We start from the raw sequence: 16,393 nt of genomic DNA, 5'->3' as shown, positions 1-16,393 counted from the left end.
GGAACCGCGTCGTGATGGCGCCACCTTGATGCTCAACGGCGGCATTTCCATCGACCAGGCCGACGCGCTGATCCGCGACGGCCACGCCGATCTGGTGGCGTTTGCCCGCGCATATATCGCCAATCCCGATCTGGTCGAACGCATTGCGACTCACGCGCCGCTCGCGGCACCGAAGCCGGTCGGCTGGTATGGCGGCGACCACGCCGGCTATATCGACTATCCGTTCGACAGCAGCGCCGGCCGGAACGCCCAGGCAGGCACCGCGCACGCATGACGCGTTCCGTGAGCTGCGCACTCTCGCGTAGCCCGCGCGGCTTCTTCGATTCAAGACTTCCATGACAGGTGCGTGAATGACTCGCAAGTTTAAATGGTTGACGGTGGGCGGCGTGGTCATCGTGGCCGCGCTGATCGTCGCCACGCTTTTGATGTGGCGGCCGGCCATCGCACCTATCAGTCCTCCGGCGGCTTCGTCGTTCGACGCGCAAACGAAGCTCGCCGGCGCGCGCGTAGTCGCGCTCGGCGATTGCATCGTCTGCCATACCGCGAAGGGCGGCCAGCCGTTCGCCGGCGGTCTGCCGCTCGCCACGCCGTTCGGCACCATCTACGCCACCAACATCACGCCCGACGTCGAAACGGGCATCGGCAGCTGGTCGCCTGAAGCCTTCACGCGCGCAGTGCGTTACGGCGTCGCTCGCGACGGGCACCTTCTGTATCCAGCGTTTCCGTATATTCACTTCACGCGCATGTCCGATGGCGATATCTCAGCGGCCTACGCGTATCTGATGACACGTGAACCGGTCAGCGCGACCGCGCCCGCCAACGAACTGATTTTCCCGCTGAACTTCAGGCCCTTGCTGGCTTTCTGGAACGTGTTGTTCCTGCACCCCGGCGCACAGCAGGCTGACGCCTCGAAGGACGCCCAGTGGAACCGCGGCAAGCTGCTGGTGGATGGCCTCGGCCACTGCGCGTCGTGCCATTCGCCGCTCAATGCGATCGGCGGCGAAAAGTCGGGGCAGGCCTTCGGCGGCGGCATTGTCGACGGCTGGGAAGCGCCAGCGCTCACCGCCCTGGGCGCAGCGCCGAAACCGTGGACCCGGGAGCAGCTCGTCACGTATCTGCGCACCGGCCGCGCCAGCGAACACGGTGCCGCCGCCGGCCCCATGTTGCCCGTCACGCGCGATCTCGCCACGGTGCCTGAAGAGGACGTACAGGCGATTGCCGCATACATCCTGTCGATCCAGAAGCCGCAGCCGGCCGCCGTGCAAGCCGCCTCCGATACGCCCGCTCGAGCCGCCAACTCGCCGGACGCGCAACGCGGCGCGACCTTGTTCGCTGCATCGTGTGCGCAATGCCACGGCCCTGCCGCGCCGATGCAATCGATCGGCGAACGCCCCACGCTTGCCTTCAGCACCGCCGTCAATGCCGCGACGCCGCGTAACGCGGTCCAGATGATATTGAGCGGCAACGGCTGGCATGGCGAGGACAGCATGAACTACATGCCCGCCTTCAACCAGGTTTACAACGACCAGCAGATCGCCGATCTCGCGTCCTACATTCGCGCGACCTATTCGCAGCGCGGGCCGTGGCAGGACGTCGAGACGATGGTGGCCAAAGTCAGACAGGAGAACAACGCGCGATGATCAACCTTACCGTCAATGGCGTGCAGCACGCGCTCGATATCGATCCGGCCACGCCGCTGCTTTACGCGCTGCGCAACGACTTGCAACTGCACGGTGCGAAGTTCGGCTGCGGGCTCGGACAATGCGGCGCATGCACCGTGATCGTGGATGGCGAAGCCGTGTTCTCGTGCCTGCTGCCCGTCTCGGCGGTCGGCAGGCGTCCGGTGCGCACGATCGAGAGTCTCGGCACGGCCGAGCATCCCGGTCCGCTGCAGAAGTCCTTCATCGACCATCAGGCTGTGCAGTGCGGCTACTGCATCGCCGGCATGATCATGCGCGCTCAGGCGTTGCTCGATCGCAAGCCGCGGCCGACCGAACGCGAACTGCTCGACCATATGGAGCCGAACCTCTGCCGTTGCGGCACACACACGCGCATCCTGGCGGCGATCCGCGAAGTGGCGCACCTGCCGGCCGCCGGTTCATCGCAAGGCGCGCTCAGCCACGGAGGTGCGCAATGAGCGTCAAAGACGAAGAAATCAATGAGGGACGCCGCCGTTTCATGATGTCCGGCGCGCTCGTGGTGAGCTTCAGCCTGTTCCCCGGGGTCTCGGCCATGGCACAGGAGGTGATCGCCGACGAAGGCGCAGCGGTGCATATCGGCAAAGCAACCCAGGCGCTCGCCGGCAGTCTGAAGACCAATCCCTATCTGGACGCGTGGATCAAGATCGATGCGGCGGGCAAGGTGACCGTCTACACCGGTAAGGTCGAACTGGGCACGGGCGTGCGTACCGCGCTGCTGCAGGTCGCCGCCGAAGAGCTGGACATGGCGCCGTCGCTGATCACGTTTCTGACTGCCGACACGGGTGCGTCGCCAGACGAAGGACTCACGGCGGGCAGCCATACGATGGCGGACAGCGGCAGCGCTTTGCTGAACGCGTCAGCCCAGGTGCGGGGCCTGCTGATCGACGCCGCAGCCAAACATTTCGGGGTCGACAGCAAGACATTGAGCGCGCACAACGCGATCATCAAGGCGCCGGACGGCCGCAGCATGACTTACGGCGAAGCGGTGGGCCTCGTCGACCTGCATCGCGTAGCAACGCCCACCTCGCCATTAAAAAGTCCCGCGGCGTTCGACACGATCGGCACATCATTGCCGCGCGTGGATATTCCCGGCAAAGTGAGCGGCGGCCCGAGCTACGTTCAGGACATGTTGCTGCCGGGCATGCTGCATGCCCGCGTGGTGATGCCGCCCGTCTACGACGCGAAACTGCTCGACACAAATACGCCCGAAATTCTGAAGATGCCGGGCGTCGTCAAGGTGATCAGGAACGGCAGCATGCTGGCCGTGGTCGCCAAAGGCGAATGGCAAGCCGTGCAGGCGCAGCGCGCGTTGGCGGCGGGAAGCCACTGGAGCGCCGGGCGTGTCTTGCCCGATCCCGCCTCCGTGCATCGCGACCTGAAACAGATCTCCACCGAACACATCGAGATCGCCAACACGCACAATGCGGCCGGCACACCGGTGAAAACGCTCAGCGCGAAATACAGCAAGCGCTACATGATGCACGGCTCGATCGGCCCATCCTGCTCGGTGGCCGTGTTCAAGGACGGTGCCATGACCGTCTGGACGCACTCGCAAGGTGTCTATCCCCTGCGCGACGGGCTCGCGGAAATGTTGTCGCTGCCCAAGGACAAGGTGCGCTGCGTTCATGTCGAAGGGTCGGGTTGCTACGGCCACAACGGCGCGGACGACGTGGCCGCGCACGCCGCGTTGATCGCGCGTGAAACCGGCGGCCTGCCGGTGCGGGTGCAGTGGATGCGTGAGCAGGAACATACCTGGGACCATTTCACGCCCGCCATGGTGACCGAAGTGAGTGCTTCGCTCGACGCGGGCGGCATGATCGTCGACTGGAACTATGCGCTGTGGAGCAGTTCGCACAACGAGCGGATTGTGAACGCCGGGCGCCTGATTCCGGCGCAGCTGCTGGAGAAGCCGTTCGTGCCGGCGCCCTCCGTGCCGATGGTGCAACCCGAAGGCGGCGGCGACCGCAACGCGATTCCGCTATATGCGCTGCCGAACATGCACATCATGAACAATTTTTCGCCGACCATGCCGTTGCACTCGTCGGCCATGCGCTCGCTCGGCGCGCACATGAACGTCTTCGCAATCGAGACGTTCATGGATGAATTGAGCGCCGCCGCCGGGGTCGATCCGATCGCCTTCCGGCTCAAGCATATGCAGGAACCGCGCGCCCGTGACGTCATTAAACTGGCGGCCGAAAAATTCGGCTGGCCGCGGCCGCCGCGCAAGGCCAATCATGGCGTCGGCTTCGCGTTCGGCAAGTACAAGAATCTGATGGCTTACGTGGCGATCGCTGTCGAGATTTCCGTCGTGCCTGAAACCGGCCAGGTCACCCTCGAGCGCGCGGAAGTGGCGGTGGACGCCGGACAGATCGTCAGCCCTGACGGTATTCGCAATCAGATCGAAGGCGGCATCGTGCAATCGGCAAGCTGGACGCTCTACGAAGAATTGAAGTTCGATAGGGAACGGATCAGAAGCTTCGATTGGAGTAGTTATCCGATTCTGCGTTACTCCGCCGTGCCGCGCAGTATTAACGTCCATCTGATCGATCGCCCTGGCGCGCCGTTTCTCGGCGCGGCGGAAGCGTCCATGGGGCCGACCGCGGGCGCGCTCGGCAACGCGTTGTTCGATGCGACCGGCAAGCGACTGCGCGACATGCCGCTGGCCGGCGACAGATTGCGCGAACTGATCGACGTGTAGCGTATGCCGACGCAAACAGCGGCGCGCCTGAATGGCCGCGCCGCTCGGCCGAGGCTTGCACGGTAGCCGCGACGTCGGCGTCCACGGGCGCGAAAGCGTCGATAAGCAAGCCCACGCGAAGCGGCTGCCCCGGTGTGGATCCCACGCCGGCATCCAGCTTGAGCGGGGCCGTTGAAAAACCGTCCGCGCCATCAGGACCTGCCAGCAGCGAATAGGCGAGCGCGATGTCGCGAACGCTCCGTTCAATCGGGCCGATGTGCCAGAAACGACGGGGCACGCGCGGCCAGATGCCCGTCATCGGAATCCGCCCGTGCGTCTTGCGTTGATTAATGCCTTACCGACATTCGCAGCGAGACAGGCCAACCTGGACGCTCTTCAAAATGGGCGAACGGCTCCGAGGATCACGCCGCAACCATAGCTTGATCGAACCGCCATCGAAGAACCATAGGACCAAGGTCCAATTGTCCCGAGCAGGACACAACCTGCACTATTGATGTGACCTGGAAAAAACCTGAATCCGGCACGGGTTCCACCTCTGCATGTCGTGCCTGGACGAAGTACAGCATGCCAGGTATTTTCGGCCTGTCCTTGCCATCCGCTCCTGCTCGTCGCGATGCCCTTTTCAGTGACGGATGGCCAGCAGGATGAGGCCGACCGCGTTGGTAGTGCATGCGTGAGGCAAATTGCTTGAGCAGGCGGGCAGAAAAAGATGCGGCCGGCGTGGTCCCAGTCGATTGACACGCTCGCCGTAGGCTTCAACGAACAGTAGACCCGAGCGATCTGCCAGCAATGCAGTCTACGGTCGACTTCGTTTGATCGCGCAGGATGTCACATGTTGCCCCTGACACGTTTAAACCGGTTACTGCTGATCGGCGCACTCTGCCTCAGTGGCTGCGTGCGTGTGGGGCCGAACTTCGAGCCACGGCATGACGCCTGGGTCGAACACTGGAGCACCCCAGCTCTCGAGCAGGCCAGCGAGGCCCGGCCACAACCCGACGCCCGTCAGTGGTGGCAAGTGTTCGCTGACCCAACCCTCGACCATCTGATTGCCGAAGCCGATGCTAACAACGCAGGCGTGCAGATTGCCGGCTTGCGAGTGATGGAGGCCCGCGCCCAACTGGGCATCGCCCAGAGCGGGCGCTACCCGCAAGCGCAGGTGGCCAGCGGCGAGGTTCTGTACCGCGATCGTAGGGAATCTGGCGGACAGAATCCGCAGCGCAAGAGTTTCTGGCAATACAGCGCGGGCTTCGACGTTGGTTGGGAACTGGATTTCTGGGGGCGTTTCAGCCGCGCCATCGAATCGGCCGATGCCGCCTGGTTTGCCGCCAAAGCCAACTATGAAGATGTGCTCGTGCTCCTGCACGCCCAGATGGCGGAGACCTACTTCACGCTGCGTACTGCCGAGGCACGCCTGCGCATCGCCCGCGACAACGCCCGGCTGCAAAAGCGCAGCTATGAGATCACCGAGCGGTTGTTCAGAAGCGGCGAGACTGACGAACTCGATTTCCAGCAAGCCAGGACACAGTATCTGGGCACCCTGAGCAGCATCCCTGACTTTGAAAGCCAGATAATGCGTACCCGTAATGCGCTGGCTGCCCTGATCGGCCGTCCCCCCAGCCCTTTGCCGAAACTAGCGGAAAACGAAGGGGTCATCCCGCTGATCAATCGCGCGGTGCTGCAGGACGTGCCCGCCAACCTGCTGCTGCGGCGCCCGGACATACGCGCTGCCGAACAGCAGATTGCTGTTCAATCGGCACTCGTCGGCGTCGCTGAAGCGGATCTCTATCCGTCGGTGACCCTGTTGGGCAGCATCGTCTGGTCGGCCGGCTCGCTGGAGGGCATCCCCAACGGCCTGACGCTCATAGGAGGCCCCAGCCTGCGCTGGAACGTGTTCGACCATGGCGCCATCAAGAACAACGTGCGCGTACAGGATGCCCGCCTGCAACAACTCATTGTCGCCTACCAGGACGACGTGCGTCAGGCGGCTCGCGAGGCCGATGATGCAGCCAGCAGCCTGATCAAGGCACAGGAGCGCGACGTCATCCTCCACGATGCGGCACTGGCCGCGAGGCGTTCGCTGACGCTGGCGAACGCCCTCTACCGCGAAGGCTATTCGGACTTTCAGCGCGTACTGGATGCCCAGCGCGCGCTATCCACCCAGCAGGACGCTTATCTGGTCAACCGCAGCAACGCCGTGAGCGATCTGATAGCCCTTTATAAGGCCCTTGGCGGAGGCTGGTACAGCGAACACGCGCTGGTCGACCCGGCCAACCGTCAACAGATGCAGAAGCGCACCGATTGGGGGGATCTGCTGGATGAGCCGAGCCGCCAGTCCGCCAACACCGTCCTCCCCGTGCAGAGGTAAGTTCCGATGAGTGACACTCAACAACCGCCTGCAGCCCCGCCGCCGAGCGCGCCAGCGCCAGCACCAGCCGCCGATCCGTCAAGGAAGGGGATCAAACTGGTTCTCCTGCTGATCGGCCTGAGCCTGGTCTGGTACCTGTTGGCCGACCGGCTCACCCCGTACACGCAGCAAGCGCGGGTGCAAGCTTTCGTCGTCCCGGTAGCCTCGGAAGTGTCGGGACGTGTGACCCAGGTGTATGTGCGAAACAATCAGGATGTCAAGGCTGGAGCAGTCCTCTTCGACGTGGATCCGGAGCACTACAGGATTGCCGTTGACCGCGCCCGCGCCGACCTTGAGTCAATGCGCCGGCAGATCGGCGCCAGTACAGCGGGCATTGATTCGGCGAAGGCGTCATTGCGTGCCGCCCAGGCCAACGAACTCAAGGCACGCCAGGATAGCGAACGTCTCGAACGCCTGTACCGCGAAGATCAGGGCACCATTTCGCAGCGGCGCCTCGAGCTGGCTCGCGCCAGCCTCGAGCAGGCCACCAGCCAGGTCGCCGCGGCCCGGGCCGAGGTACAGCGCGCGCGCGAACAGGAAGGCGGCAGCGAAGAAGACAACGCCAGACTGCTGAGTGCCGCTACTGCTCTGGAAAAAGCCGAACTGGACCTCACCAATACCCAGGTGCGGGCACGTTCGGCCGGCCTGATCACCGATCTGCGCACCGATGCTGGCCAGTTTGCCGCCGCCGGTAATCCGGTGATGACACTGATCGCTATCCACGACATGTGGATCAGCGCGGAAATGACTGAGAACAACCTCGGCCACGTCGAGCCTGGCACTCCGGTTGCCATCGCATTGGACGCACTGCCGGGCCAGGTATTCGAAGGCCGCGTGCGCAGCGTCGGTTACGGCGTCAGCGTCGGCCCGAGCGCCCCACCGGGTGGCCTGCCCACCGTGCAGAACAGCCGCGACTGGTTGCGCCCCGCCCAACGGTTCCCGGTAATCGTCGAATTCACTCAGGGCGAGTTGTCCAGTTTGCACGGCGTCCGCGTTGGCGGGCAGTCCGAAGTGATGGCCTTCCCCTCTCCGGGCAATCCGCTCAATCCGCTCGGGCGTCTGTTCCTTCATCTGATGAGCTGGCTTTCGTATGTCTACTGATAGCTCAGCGCACGCCCAGCGCGCCCTGCGCAGTCAACGTGCGCTGCGCCTTGCGAGCGGCACCGCCCTGTGCCTCGCGACCAGCTTCGGTCTGGACGTGCCAATCCCGATGATCGCCCCGGTGCTCTGCGCATTTCTCCTTGCCATGCGCAACCAGCCTCTACCGCTCAAGGCTGGGGTGGGCCTGGCGTTGGTGGCCATGTTGACGACCAGCAGCGGATTGCTGCTCACCCCTCTGCTGCGCTACTACCCGTTCAGTGGCGTGCTGCTAGTCGGCCTGTGTCTCTTCCTGACATTCCGCCGTGGACTGCGCGGCGGCAACAATCTGATCACGCTCTTCCTCGCGGTTGGCTTGACCATGATTTCGGCGGCCGGTACCGCCAGTTTCGCGCTGGCCGTCGTGGTGATCGGTGCGCTAGTGAAAGCACTGCTCCTCGCAGTGCTGATGCACAGCGTCAGTCACTGGATTTTCCCCGAACCAGACGGTGCGCCGACATTACCTGCCGCACCGGCGCTGCGGGAAAACGAAGCCAGTTGGCTGGCGCTGCGCGCGACCGTGGTGGTCATACCCGCCTTCCTGCTGACGCTCACCGATCCGACCAGCTACATACCGATCATCATGAAGGCGGTCAGTCTCGGCCGCCAGAGTTGTACGACTACGGCTCGCGGTGCCGCTCGCGAGCTGCTCGGCTCGACTCTGCTCGGTGGGGTACTCGCCATCCTGTTCTGGTTTGCGCTCAGTCTGTTTGTGCATCTCTGGATGTTCTTCCTGTGGATGCTGCTGTTCGGCCTGTTGCTAGCACGCAAGCTGTATGCCCTTAGGGCTACGCGATACTCACCCGGCTTCTGGCTGAACACGTTCGTTACCCTGATCATTTTGCTAGGCCAGTCGGTGCAGGACAGTGTCTTAGGCAAAGATGTCTACACGGCTTTCGCGGTGCGCATGGGGCTGTTTATAGCGGTCTCCCTCTATGCCTGCCTGGTGCTGCAACTTCTCGATCAACCACGCCGCGCGCCGCGGCAATTTGCAGTGATTTAATCGTCCAAACAGGAGATCGTGTCATGACTACGTCAGACATCAAAGCCGAAGTCCCCGCCACGGGCGGATGGCGTTTCAAGCTTGGAATCGGCATCTTCGTCCTGGCCTTCGCGTTGTGGCTAATCCTTCCGCTGGCGGGTTCCATGGGAGCATCGGGCGCGCGCATCGCGGCACTGACCGGCGCGATTTTCGTCGCCAACAAGGTCCTGCTGGTCACCTGTATTGCTGTGATGGGCAAGCCCGGCTTTCAACAGCTCAAGGCGATGGTGTTCGGCCATGCAAAGCGTCTGGCACCCAGCAAAACTGTCGGCCCCATTCGCCACGCCATCGGGCTGGTGATGTTCTGCCTGCCACTCATCTCGGCGATGCTTGAGCCCTATGTCGACACGATCTGGCCCGGTCTAAGGCCGAACATCTGGCAGCTTCAGGCGCTCGGTGATCTCCTGCTGATAGCGAGCTTCTTCGTGCTCGGCGGGGATTTCTGGAGCAAGGTCCGTGCTCTGTTTGTGCGCACGGCCTAGGTGGTGGACGCTCGCGACTCGGGCGATGGCGATTGAACCGGACGGTGGGAGACCAAACATGAACATCGGCATTTATGGAACCCTCGTCGCGGCTTCGCTGGTTCTGTTGCTCGGCAACCGCCTCGTCGAATGGATTCCGGTGCTGCATAACTACACGATTCCTGAGCCAGTTGCCGGCGGCCTGGTCGTCGCGTTCGTGCTGCTGGTGGTGCGCGTCGCGGGGCAAGTCGAGGTGCGCTTCGACACGGCGTTGCAAGCGCCCATGATGCTCGCCTTCTTCGCGACCATCGGGCTGAATGCCAATCTCGCGAGCCTCAAACAAGGCGGCCCGCTGCTGCTGCGTTTTCTTGGCGTCGTGATCGGCTTGCTGGTACTGCAGAATGCCGTCGGAATCGGACTCGCCTGTGCGCTCGGCGTCGATCCGCTGCTTGGCTTGCTGGGCGGTTCGATCACGCTGTCGGGCGGACACGGCACGGGGGCCGCGTGGAGCAAGGTCTTTGCCGAGCATCACGGCCTGCAATCGGCTACCGAAGCCGCCATCGCGTCTGCGACGTTCGGTCTCATAATGGGCGGCATCCTGGGCGGCCCGGTGGCCCGCCTGCTGATGCGCCGCGTCAAGAAACCAGACTCGCAACAGACTGCTACGCCGGCTGATTCTCCACTCGCCTTTGAAGAGCCGAAAGCGGAACAACCCACCACGTCCGCCGCGTTCATCGCCACGCTGGCGCTAATCGCGATCAGCCTGGCCGTAGGTGAGGCGCTCTCGAACCTGTTGGCCGGCACGGCCTTTGAATTGCCTACTTTTGTCTGCGTGCTGTTTGTCGGCGTACTGCTCAGCAATGGGCTCGCATTAGCGGGCAAACCCGTGGCCGAACACGCTGTCGCATTGCTCGGCAATGTCAGCCTCGCGCTGTTCCTCGCCATGGCGCTGATGACCCTGAAACTGTGGGATCTGGCCTCGCTGGCGTTGCCAGTCATTTCGATTCTCGCCGCGCAGACGGCGTTGATGGCGCTGTATGCGATCTTCGTGACGTTCCGCGTAATGGGCCATAACTACGACGCTGTCGTATTGGCAGCGGGCCATTGCGGGTTCGGGCTTGGTGCGACGCCCACAGCAATCGCCAATATGCAGGCGGTGACAAACCGTTTCGGCCACTCCCATCTGGCGTTTCTCATTGTGCCGATGGTGGGGGCATTCTTTATCGACATCGCCAATGCCATCGTCATCAAAAGTTATCTCGCGTTGCCAATCTTTCATTAACCGGGGTCTGCGTGACTCGAACGACGGCAACGGACCGATGACGCGACTGGCATGGTCCGCGCACGGAGTTCCGGGCAGAGCCGCCGTTCGAACGTCTGCGTCAAAGCGTGGGCCAATGTCCGTAGATGGCCGCACCGAGCCCGACGATAATCACTTGCAACCCGCTAAGTGTCTCGCAATCTCTTGAGTCGCTGGGACATTCGGCGCGGTTTGCAATGGCAGATCGCGCGGGCACCACGGGTAAGGGAGCTTCGCGGCCCATGCAAGGATCGAATTACCCGATTCGCACGGCAGCGTTTTCATCTCTTCGATCGTGATTTTAAGATTCGAGATCAGACCGGATTCATCGCGACAATGCCATTCGTACTCGCCGAAACCCACGCGCGCCGCACCGGACAGTTTCTCCGTCATGCATACGAGCCAGTCGCAACGAAACGTAGTCTCGCTGCCTGGCGGCGTTCCAATGCAAAATGTGTAAACGTTCTCGTAGCGTTGCGCGAATTGACTTACCAACGTGTTGGATATTCCGGTAAGCCCTTTCACCGTAGTCGGAAATGATATCTCTGCCGTTCTGACATCCATCACGAGATTGGCGTCGGAAGCGAATGCATGAGACATCAGATGCGGACGGTTCCCATCCTTAGCAAGAATGTACGTCTCGATCGATTGGCGTAGCAGCGTCATTTCGCGTTTCCTGAAGCTAACGTTAATGTCGCGACGAGTCTACGCGATGCTTTCGCGCGGCGAGTGATAACCCTGCACTGCCAAGGGAAAGGTAAGTATTCGCCGGTGGACTAAATCGGAGGCGGAAATCGCTTGCCTTTCTTCCCGACGCAGACGGCGTATCCGTTGCGAATGAACACCGATTGTCGGCGTTCTAGACCATACGGTCGAGTGTCGCGTGTTGGTGCGCGCCTGAAACTCGTGCCGGCACGTGAGCAGTTCGTGCGCGAGCTGCGGGAATACTCCATTGAAAATCGCGCTCATTTGCAGCCTTGGGAGAGTGCGGGCACGAGCGGTGTCGAAACAACCGGACGGCCGGCAGTAAGGTGCGTTCTGACAAGCGCTAGTCTGTCGCGAAGATATGAGGCCCCGCCGCCAATCGTCTATGCGCCTGCTCCGGTAGCCGTCTATGGTTACGGCGATGACTGGCGTGAGCGCGACTGGCATGAACGGCAGGAGTGGCGCGAACGACAATGGCGCCGTCATGAGCACGAACGCGCGCGGCGGGAGCGCCGTGGATGGGACGAGGACTAACCGGCGCTCGTGTGCTGCACGTGGCATCGTGTAAGCGATGCCGGTGGCGGCACGCTCGCGGTCACGAAATCAACACGCCTGGTAACTACCCCACCCGAAACCGCACAAGGTCCGGCGGCATTCGGGCCAGGGCGACACAGGAAGGCTGGTCACCAACGAGGTGATCACCATATCGAGTGGGCCCTCAGCGTGTGCGTTTACGCGCGCTCGCGCGGTTCGCGGAAACTTGTTCTCACTGGTTTTGCGCCGGATGGCGCGGCGGCCCTGCTTGGGGCAGCATCCGTTGCAACACGTGGTCTTTCAGAACGAAGCGATGAAATAACGCCGCGACCACATGCAGAACAATTAGTGCGAAGAGCACCCACGCGAGGATGCCGTGCACGTCGCCCATCTCGTGGCCGAAAGCCGAGCCCGGCTCGCTCAGCGCCGGATATGGCACGAGGCCCAGCAAGCGGACCGTCCAGCCGCGCGAAGATGCGTTGATCCAGCCAAGCAGTGGCACGACCAGCAAGGCTGCATAGAGCAGAAAATGCGTGATGCGCGAGACTGTGTTGAGCAACGGCGGCAACTCGTCCGGCCTTGGCCAATGGGTCAATCGCCAGAGAACCCTGACCAGCATAACAGCGATGAGTGCCGAGCCGACGCCGAGATGCCAGGCTATCAGGCCGACGGGCTGCGTGCCTTTGTGGATATCGGGCATCGTCCAGCCAATCACAAACTGCATCGCGATCAGGACGGCCGTTAGCCAGTGCAGCGTCCGCGCCACTGCATCGTAGGCAGGAAGCCGCATTTCATAGACCTTATCCATCCGTGCTCCTCGATTCGCCCAGAAATTAATTGGATTGACGACGCGCGCGGCCAGAAACTCTCAAATCGACAGCCGGAAAGTACACCGCCCAAACGAACCGATACTAACGACCTCACCTTAAGGAAACCTGATGCCGGCACAGCCGTCCCGCGGGTTCGACGCCGGCTTCACAGTCGGCCGAGGCGCCGGAAAAGGACGCCGTGAGCGTAGATTTTCGTGCGGTCGAACGCGAAAAGGCGGACGCATGCAGCGATGGACCAGAGGCGCGTGACAGACCTCACTCCGGCTCAGAGGGACAGTCGCGCGGCTGAACCGACAGGGTATGCGACATCTTGAGCCGAACCCAGTCCATACCTTCGCGCAAACCCGCCAGCACGGCTTCGCGCTCCGTCGGAAAAATACTGCTGTGCGTGAACCGGTGTTTGAAAATTCCCTCTGGCGTGCGATGACTGAGCTGGATCGTGCAGTCGAAGCCGCCCGCCGTGCAATGCGTCGTTGCGGCGACCGACCAATCGCCGTCGCTCACGTTACCCGAGATCGTCATGGGCCGCTCCTTGGTTGATACGTCGTCGAATGAACCGCGCGCGGCAGGCGAACATGTCTATCCGACCGTCAGTTTGTCGACGACCGCGTGCACACCCGGCGCCGACCACGCCGCGCCGCGCCGCGCACAGCCGAGCGCTCCGCCATCGAATCGACCTTGCCCGTGAGCGTGACCGTTGCCCCGCGCTGCTCCACGCAGAACCTGCTGGCCGGAATCGGTGCATTCCAGCGCGATTCGATGCTGGGCGGTCACTGATCTTCGCTCATTGCATCTCGCCGCCGCTGCATCTCGAACTCGCAGGCCCGCTGGCGGGTTTCGTGGCTCAAACTCAGCATTTGTAGCGCGATCGAAAGACTCGCGCGGTAGAGGTCGAACGGTGTGACGAATCGGTCTGCCATGATGACTCTCCTGGCTTGATGAAGCGGTCCGCATGCGTGCAGCGCGAGGCTGCGGCGAACGTGGGCGCGGCAGCACTGCGTTCAATGTAGACGCGGCCGTCAGGAGCCGGTTGACCTGAATCAACCGCAAGTGGGCTTGCCACGACACCGCCTTCAGCAGTGCAAAAGCTGTCAGCCGCCGCTTTTCCATTTCTGCCCGCCCATTCTCACGGTCAACGGCACGACGTGCCGTTGCAGACCACTCGCCTGCTCTTCAAACGTATGGCCAGGACGCCGCGAGCGATTTGATGTGGATCATCGTCCGTCGCGAGAACAGCGCGCTGTCAGTCACGACGACGGGCGGACAACGAAAGAAGAAATCAGCATCGTTCTTGCGGTGCCGTTGCGATTGAGTTTCATCAAGGCTGCCGCGCTTCGTATCGCTCGCCAGACTCGTGCCTTGACCGCGTGCGGCGCTCCGCTTCCTACTTGATATGCATCAATGGCGCCGCCCGCGACTCAGTCATAGTCGAGCTACACCCACGCTGATTTGCCGCCGACCCGCAAACGACGGAAGGCAGGCGCCGGTACTCCATGGCCAGCAAGAGCCCACTCTCATCGGTGAAGCGTTACGCGCTCCGCCGCCTTCAGATTCATGTGAGGAGACTATGTCTACCATCGATACCCTTCCGCCCACCGCCACCGCGCTGCAAATTCCGCTTGCCCGGCATGCCAGCATCGACGGCATGGAGGCTTATCGCGCCCTCGTTGCCGAGGCTGCGCAGGATCACGAAGCGTTCTGGGCGCGTCTTGCCCGCGAACATCTGGACTGGCGCCGCCCATTTACAAAGGTGTTGAACGACACGAACGCACCGTTTTATCAATGGTTCGAAGACGGCGAGCTGAATGCGTCCTACAACTGCCTCGATCGCAACCTGATCAACGGGCTCGCGGAGAAAACCGCGATCGTGTTCGAGTCGGACGACGGCAACGTCACGCATGTCACGTATCAGGCGCTCTATCACCGCGTCTGCCGGCTCGCCAATGCGTTGCGTGCTCGCGGCGTAAAGAAAGGCGACCGTGTGGTGATCTACATGCCGATGTCGGTTGAAGGCGTGGTCGCGATGCTCGCGTGTGCCCGCCTCGGCGCGCCGCACTCGGTGGTGTTCGGCGGTTTCTCCGCCAGGTCGTTGCACGAACGTCTGATCGATGTCGGCGCGTGCGTCGTCATTACTGCTGACGAGCAGGTTCGCGGCGGTAAGACGTTGCCGCTCAAAACGATCGTCGACGAAGCGCTCGCGATGGGCGGCACGGAGAACGTCAAAACGGTGGCAATCTACCGGCGCACAGGCGGCCGGATTCCGTGGATCGCTGGCCGCGATGCATGGCTGCACGAACTCGAAGCGGGCCAGCCGGACACCTGCGAGCCCGAATGGGTCGGTGCGGAGCAGCCGTTGTTCGTGCTCTATACGTCAGGCTCGACGGGCACGCCGAAAGGCGTTCAACATAGCACCGGCGGTTATCTGCTGTGGGCGGCACTGACGATGAAGTGGACCTTCGATATCAAGCCCGCAGACGTGTTCTGGTGCACGGCGGACATCGGCTGGATCACGGGTCATACCTACATCTGCTACGGACCGACCGCGGTCGGCGCAACTCAGGTGATCTTCGAAGGCGTGCCCACCTATCCGAACGCGGGACGCTTCTGGAACATGATCCAGCGCCACAAGGTCAGCATCTTCTACACGGCGCCGACGGCTATCCGCTCGCTCATCAAGTCCGCCGATGCCGACCATTCGGTGCATCCGGACAGCTTCGACCTGAGCAGCCTGCGTCTGCTCGGCACGGTCGGCGAGCCGATCAATCCGAGCGCGTGGACGTGGTATGCCCGGCATGTCGGCGGTGGCCGTTGTCCTGTCCTCGACACTTTCTGGCAAACGGAAACCGGCGGCCACATGATTTCTCCGCTGCCGGGTGTCACTCCGCTCGTGCCGGGTTCATGCACCCTGCCTATGCCCGGCATCGACGCGGCGATCGTCGACGAAACCGGGCATGAAGTTCCGAACGGACACGGCGGCGTGCTCGTCGTCCGCAAGCCGTGGCCTTCGATGATCAGGACCATCTGGGGTAATCCGGAGCGCTTCCGGCACGGCTATTTTCCCGAAGAGCTTGGCGGAAATCTGTATCTTGCGGGCGACGGCGCAATCCGCGACCGCGACACGGGCTACTTCACCATCACCGGCCGTATCGACGACGTGCTGAACGTTTCCGGACATCGGCTTGGAACAATGGAAATCGAATCGGCGTTGTCGGCGCATCCGCTGGTCGCCGAGGCCGCGGTGGTCGGGCGTCCCGACGAGACCGCCGGCGAAGCGATCGTCGCGTTCGTGGTGCTCAAGGCGGCGCGTCCGTGCGGAGCCGATGCGAAGCGTGTGGCCGACGAATTGCGCGCATGGGTGGGCAAGGAGATCGGCCCGATCGCCAAGCCGAAGGACATCCGCTTCGGCGATGCGATGCCAAAGACGCGCTCGGGTAAGGTCGTGCGCCGTCTGTTGCGCTCCGTGGCCAAAGGAGAAGCCATCGTGCAAGACACGTCGACGGTTGAAAACCCGGCGGTGATTTCCCAGTTCGCCGACGCCGCCTGACCGGCGAGCCATAACCGCTCGCCGCATTGCTCCCGACG

The 16,393-nt window shown here is 62.7% G+C and carries 14 protein-coding genes and 2 pseudogenes; 10 read left to right on the top strand and 6 right to left on the bottom strand.

Annotated features, from left to right (window positions below; all coding sequences use genetic code 11):
• The 4 genes from PQR54_RS38015 to PQR54_RS38000 form a co-directional block, all read left to right on the top strand.
• Window positions 1-274: oxidoreductase (locus PQR54_RS38015; RefSeq protein ID WP_459251847.1), on the top strand; the 274-nt coding region annotated here is incomplete at its 5' end.
• A gap of 76 nt (window positions 275-350) precedes the next feature.
• Window positions 351-1,640 carry a c-type cytochrome gene (locus PQR54_RS38010; protein WP_408255132.1) on the top strand — a complete coding sequence of 430 codons (1,290 nt, stop codon included), beginning with the start codon at window positions 351-353 and terminating at the stop codon, window positions 1,638-1,640.
• A complete protein-coding gene (locus PQR54_RS38005) occupies window positions 1,637-2,137 on the top strand; it encodes a (2Fe-2S)-binding protein (RefSeq protein WP_408255130.1) in 501 nt (166 codons plus the stop codon). Before PQR54_RS38010 ends, PQR54_RS38005 begins: the two co-directional genes overlap by 4 nt.
• The gene (locus tag PQR54_RS38000; protein ID WP_408255128.1) at window positions 2,134-4,398 is read left to right on the top strand and encodes a xanthine dehydrogenase family protein molybdopterin-binding subunit; all 2,265 of its coding nucleotides are present in this window, start codon (window positions 2,134-2,136) and stop codon (window positions 4,396-4,398) included. Before PQR54_RS38005 ends, PQR54_RS38000 begins: the two co-directional genes overlap by 4 nt.
• Before the next feature lie 43 nt (window positions 4,399-4,441).
• Here the strand turns inward: PQR54_RS38000 and PQR54_RS37995 are convergent.
• Window positions 4,442-4,702: pseudogene (locus tag PQR54_RS37995) on the bottom strand (amidase); the annotation flags it as partial.
• Window positions 4,703-5,230: 528 nt separating this feature from the next.
• Here PQR54_RS37995 and PQR54_RS37990 point away from each other — a divergent pair.
• From PQR54_RS37990 to gltS, 5 genes are read left to right on the top strand one after another with little or no spacing between them, the layout of a single operon-like run.
• Window positions 5,231-6,763: an efflux transporter outer membrane subunit gene (locus tag PQR54_RS37990; protein WP_408255126.1), complete on the top strand. Its 1,533-nt coding sequence runs from the start codon at window positions 5,231-5,233 to the stop codon at window positions 6,761-6,763.
• 6 nt (window positions 6,764-6,769) lie between these two features.
• Entirely contained in the window at window positions 6,770-7,903 is a 1,134-nt protein-coding gene (locus PQR54_RS37985) for an HlyD family secretion protein (RefSeq protein ID WP_408255124.1), read from the top strand.
• A complete protein-coding gene (locus PQR54_RS37980) occupies window positions 7,893-8,942 on the top strand; it encodes a DUF2955 domain-containing protein (RefSeq protein ID WP_408255122.1) in 1,050 nt (349 codons plus the stop codon). The genes PQR54_RS37985 and PQR54_RS37980 overlap by 11 nt, the downstream gene beginning before the upstream one ends.
• Before the next feature lie 23 nt (window positions 8,943-8,965).
• Window positions 8,966-9,463 carry a transporter suffix domain-containing protein gene (locus PQR54_RS37975; protein ID WP_408255120.1) on the top strand — a complete coding sequence of 166 codons (498 nt, stop codon included), beginning with the start codon at window positions 8,966-8,968 and terminating at the stop codon, window positions 9,461-9,463.
• Window positions 9,464-9,521: 58 nt separating this feature from the next.
• Window positions 9,522-10,724 (top strand): sodium/glutamate symporter, encoded by a 1,203-nt coding sequence (gltS, locus tag PQR54_RS37970; RefSeq protein ID WP_408255140.1) that lies wholly within the window; start codon window positions 9,522-9,524, stop codon window positions 10,722-10,724.
• A 150-nt stretch (window positions 10,725-10,874) separates the two neighbouring features.
• Here the strand turns inward: gltS and PQR54_RS37965 are convergent, their stop codons facing one another.
• The 5 genes and pseudogenes from PQR54_RS37965 to PQR54_RS37945 form a co-directional block, all read right to left on the bottom strand.
• Window positions 10,875-11,408: a hypothetical protein gene (locus PQR54_RS37965; protein WP_408255118.1), complete on the bottom strand. Its 534-nt coding sequence runs from the start codon at window positions 11,406-11,408 to the stop codon at window positions 10,875-10,877.
• 805 nt (window positions 11,409-12,213) lie between these two features.
• Complete coding sequence (locus PQR54_RS37960; RefSeq protein ID WP_408255116.1) at window positions 12,214-12,789, bottom strand: cytochrome b; 576 nt, start codon at window positions 12,787-12,789, stop codon at window positions 12,214-12,216.
• A 277-nt stretch (window positions 12,790-13,066) separates the two neighbouring features.
• Window positions 13,067-13,333, bottom strand: a complete 267-nt coding sequence (locus tag PQR54_RS37955; RefSeq protein WP_408255114.1) for a UDP-glucose 4-epimerase — start codon at window positions 13,331-13,333, stop codon at window positions 13,067-13,069.
• Between the two features lie 57 nt (window positions 13,334-13,390).
• Window positions 13,391-13,512 (bottom strand): annotated as a pseudogene (locus tag PQR54_RS37950) (BON domain-containing protein); the annotation flags it as partial.
• A 69-nt stretch (window positions 13,513-13,581) separates the two neighbouring features.
• Complete coding sequence (locus PQR54_RS37945; protein ID WP_408255112.1) at window positions 13,582-13,731, bottom strand: hypothetical protein; 150 nt, start codon at window positions 13,729-13,731, stop codon at window positions 13,582-13,584.
• A gap of 647 nt (window positions 13,732-14,378) precedes the next feature.
• Here PQR54_RS37945 and acs point away from each other — a divergent pair.
• Window positions 14,379-16,355, top strand: a complete 1,977-nt coding sequence (acs, locus tag PQR54_RS37940) for an acetate--CoA ligase (RefSeq protein WP_408255110.1) — start codon at window positions 14,379-14,381, stop codon at window positions 16,353-16,355.
• Window positions 16,356-16,393: the final 38 nt, after the last annotated feature.

The sequence above is a fragment of the Paraburkholderia phytofirmans genome, assembly GCF_046028095.1.
Taxonomy (GTDB): Bacteria; Pseudomonadota; Gammaproteobacteria; order Burkholderiales; family Burkholderiaceae; genus Paraburkholderia; species Paraburkholderia phytofirmans_A.
This window is presented reverse-complemented; position numbering and strand designations above follow the sequence as displayed.

Coding starts and splice junctions, on each gene's coding strand:
- PQR54_RS38010 (WP_408255132.1), top strand. CDS start 351: ATGACTCGCAAGTTTAAATGGTTGACGGTGGGCGGCGTGGTCATCGTG.
- PQR54_RS38005 (WP_408255130.1), top strand. CDS start 1,637: ATGATCAACCTTACCGTCAATGGCGTGCAGCACGCGCTCGATATCGAT.
- PQR54_RS38000 (WP_408255128.1), top strand. CDS start 2,134: ATGAGCGTCAAAGACGAAGAAATCAATGAGGGACGCCGCCGTTTCATG.
- PQR54_RS37990 (WP_408255126.1), top strand. CDS start 5,231: ATGTTGCCCCTGACACGTTTAAACCGGTTACTGCTGATCGGCGCACTC.
- PQR54_RS37985 (WP_408255124.1), top strand. CDS start 6,770: ATGAGTGACACTCAACAACCGCCTGCAGCCCCGCCGCCGAGCGCGCCA.
- PQR54_RS37980 (WP_408255122.1), top strand. CDS start 7,893: ATGTCTACTGATAGCTCAGCGCACGCCCAGCGCGCCCTGCGCAGTCAA.
- PQR54_RS37975 (WP_408255120.1), top strand. CDS start 8,966: ATGACTACGTCAGACATCAAAGCCGAAGTCCCCGCCACGGGCGGATGG.
- gltS (WP_408255140.1), top strand. CDS start 9,522: ATGAACATCGGCATTTATGGAACCCTCGTCGCGGCTTCGCTGGTTCTG.
- PQR54_RS37965 (WP_408255118.1), bottom strand. CDS start 11,408: ATGACGCTGCTACGCCAATCGATCGAGACGTACATTCTTGCTAAGGAT.
- PQR54_RS37960 (WP_408255116.1), bottom strand. CDS start 12,789: ATGGATAAGGTCTATGAAATGCGGCTTCCTGCCTACGATGCAGTGGCG.
- PQR54_RS37955 (WP_408255114.1), bottom strand. CDS start 13,333: ATGACGATCTCGGGTAACGTGAGCGACGGCGATTGGTCGGTCGCCGCA.
- PQR54_RS37945 (WP_408255112.1), bottom strand. CDS start 13,731: ATGGCAGACCGATTCGTCACACCGTTCGACCTCTACCGCGCGAGTCTT.
- acs (WP_408255110.1), top strand. CDS start 14,379: ATGTCTACCATCGATACCCTTCCGCCCACCGCCACCGCGCTGCAAATT.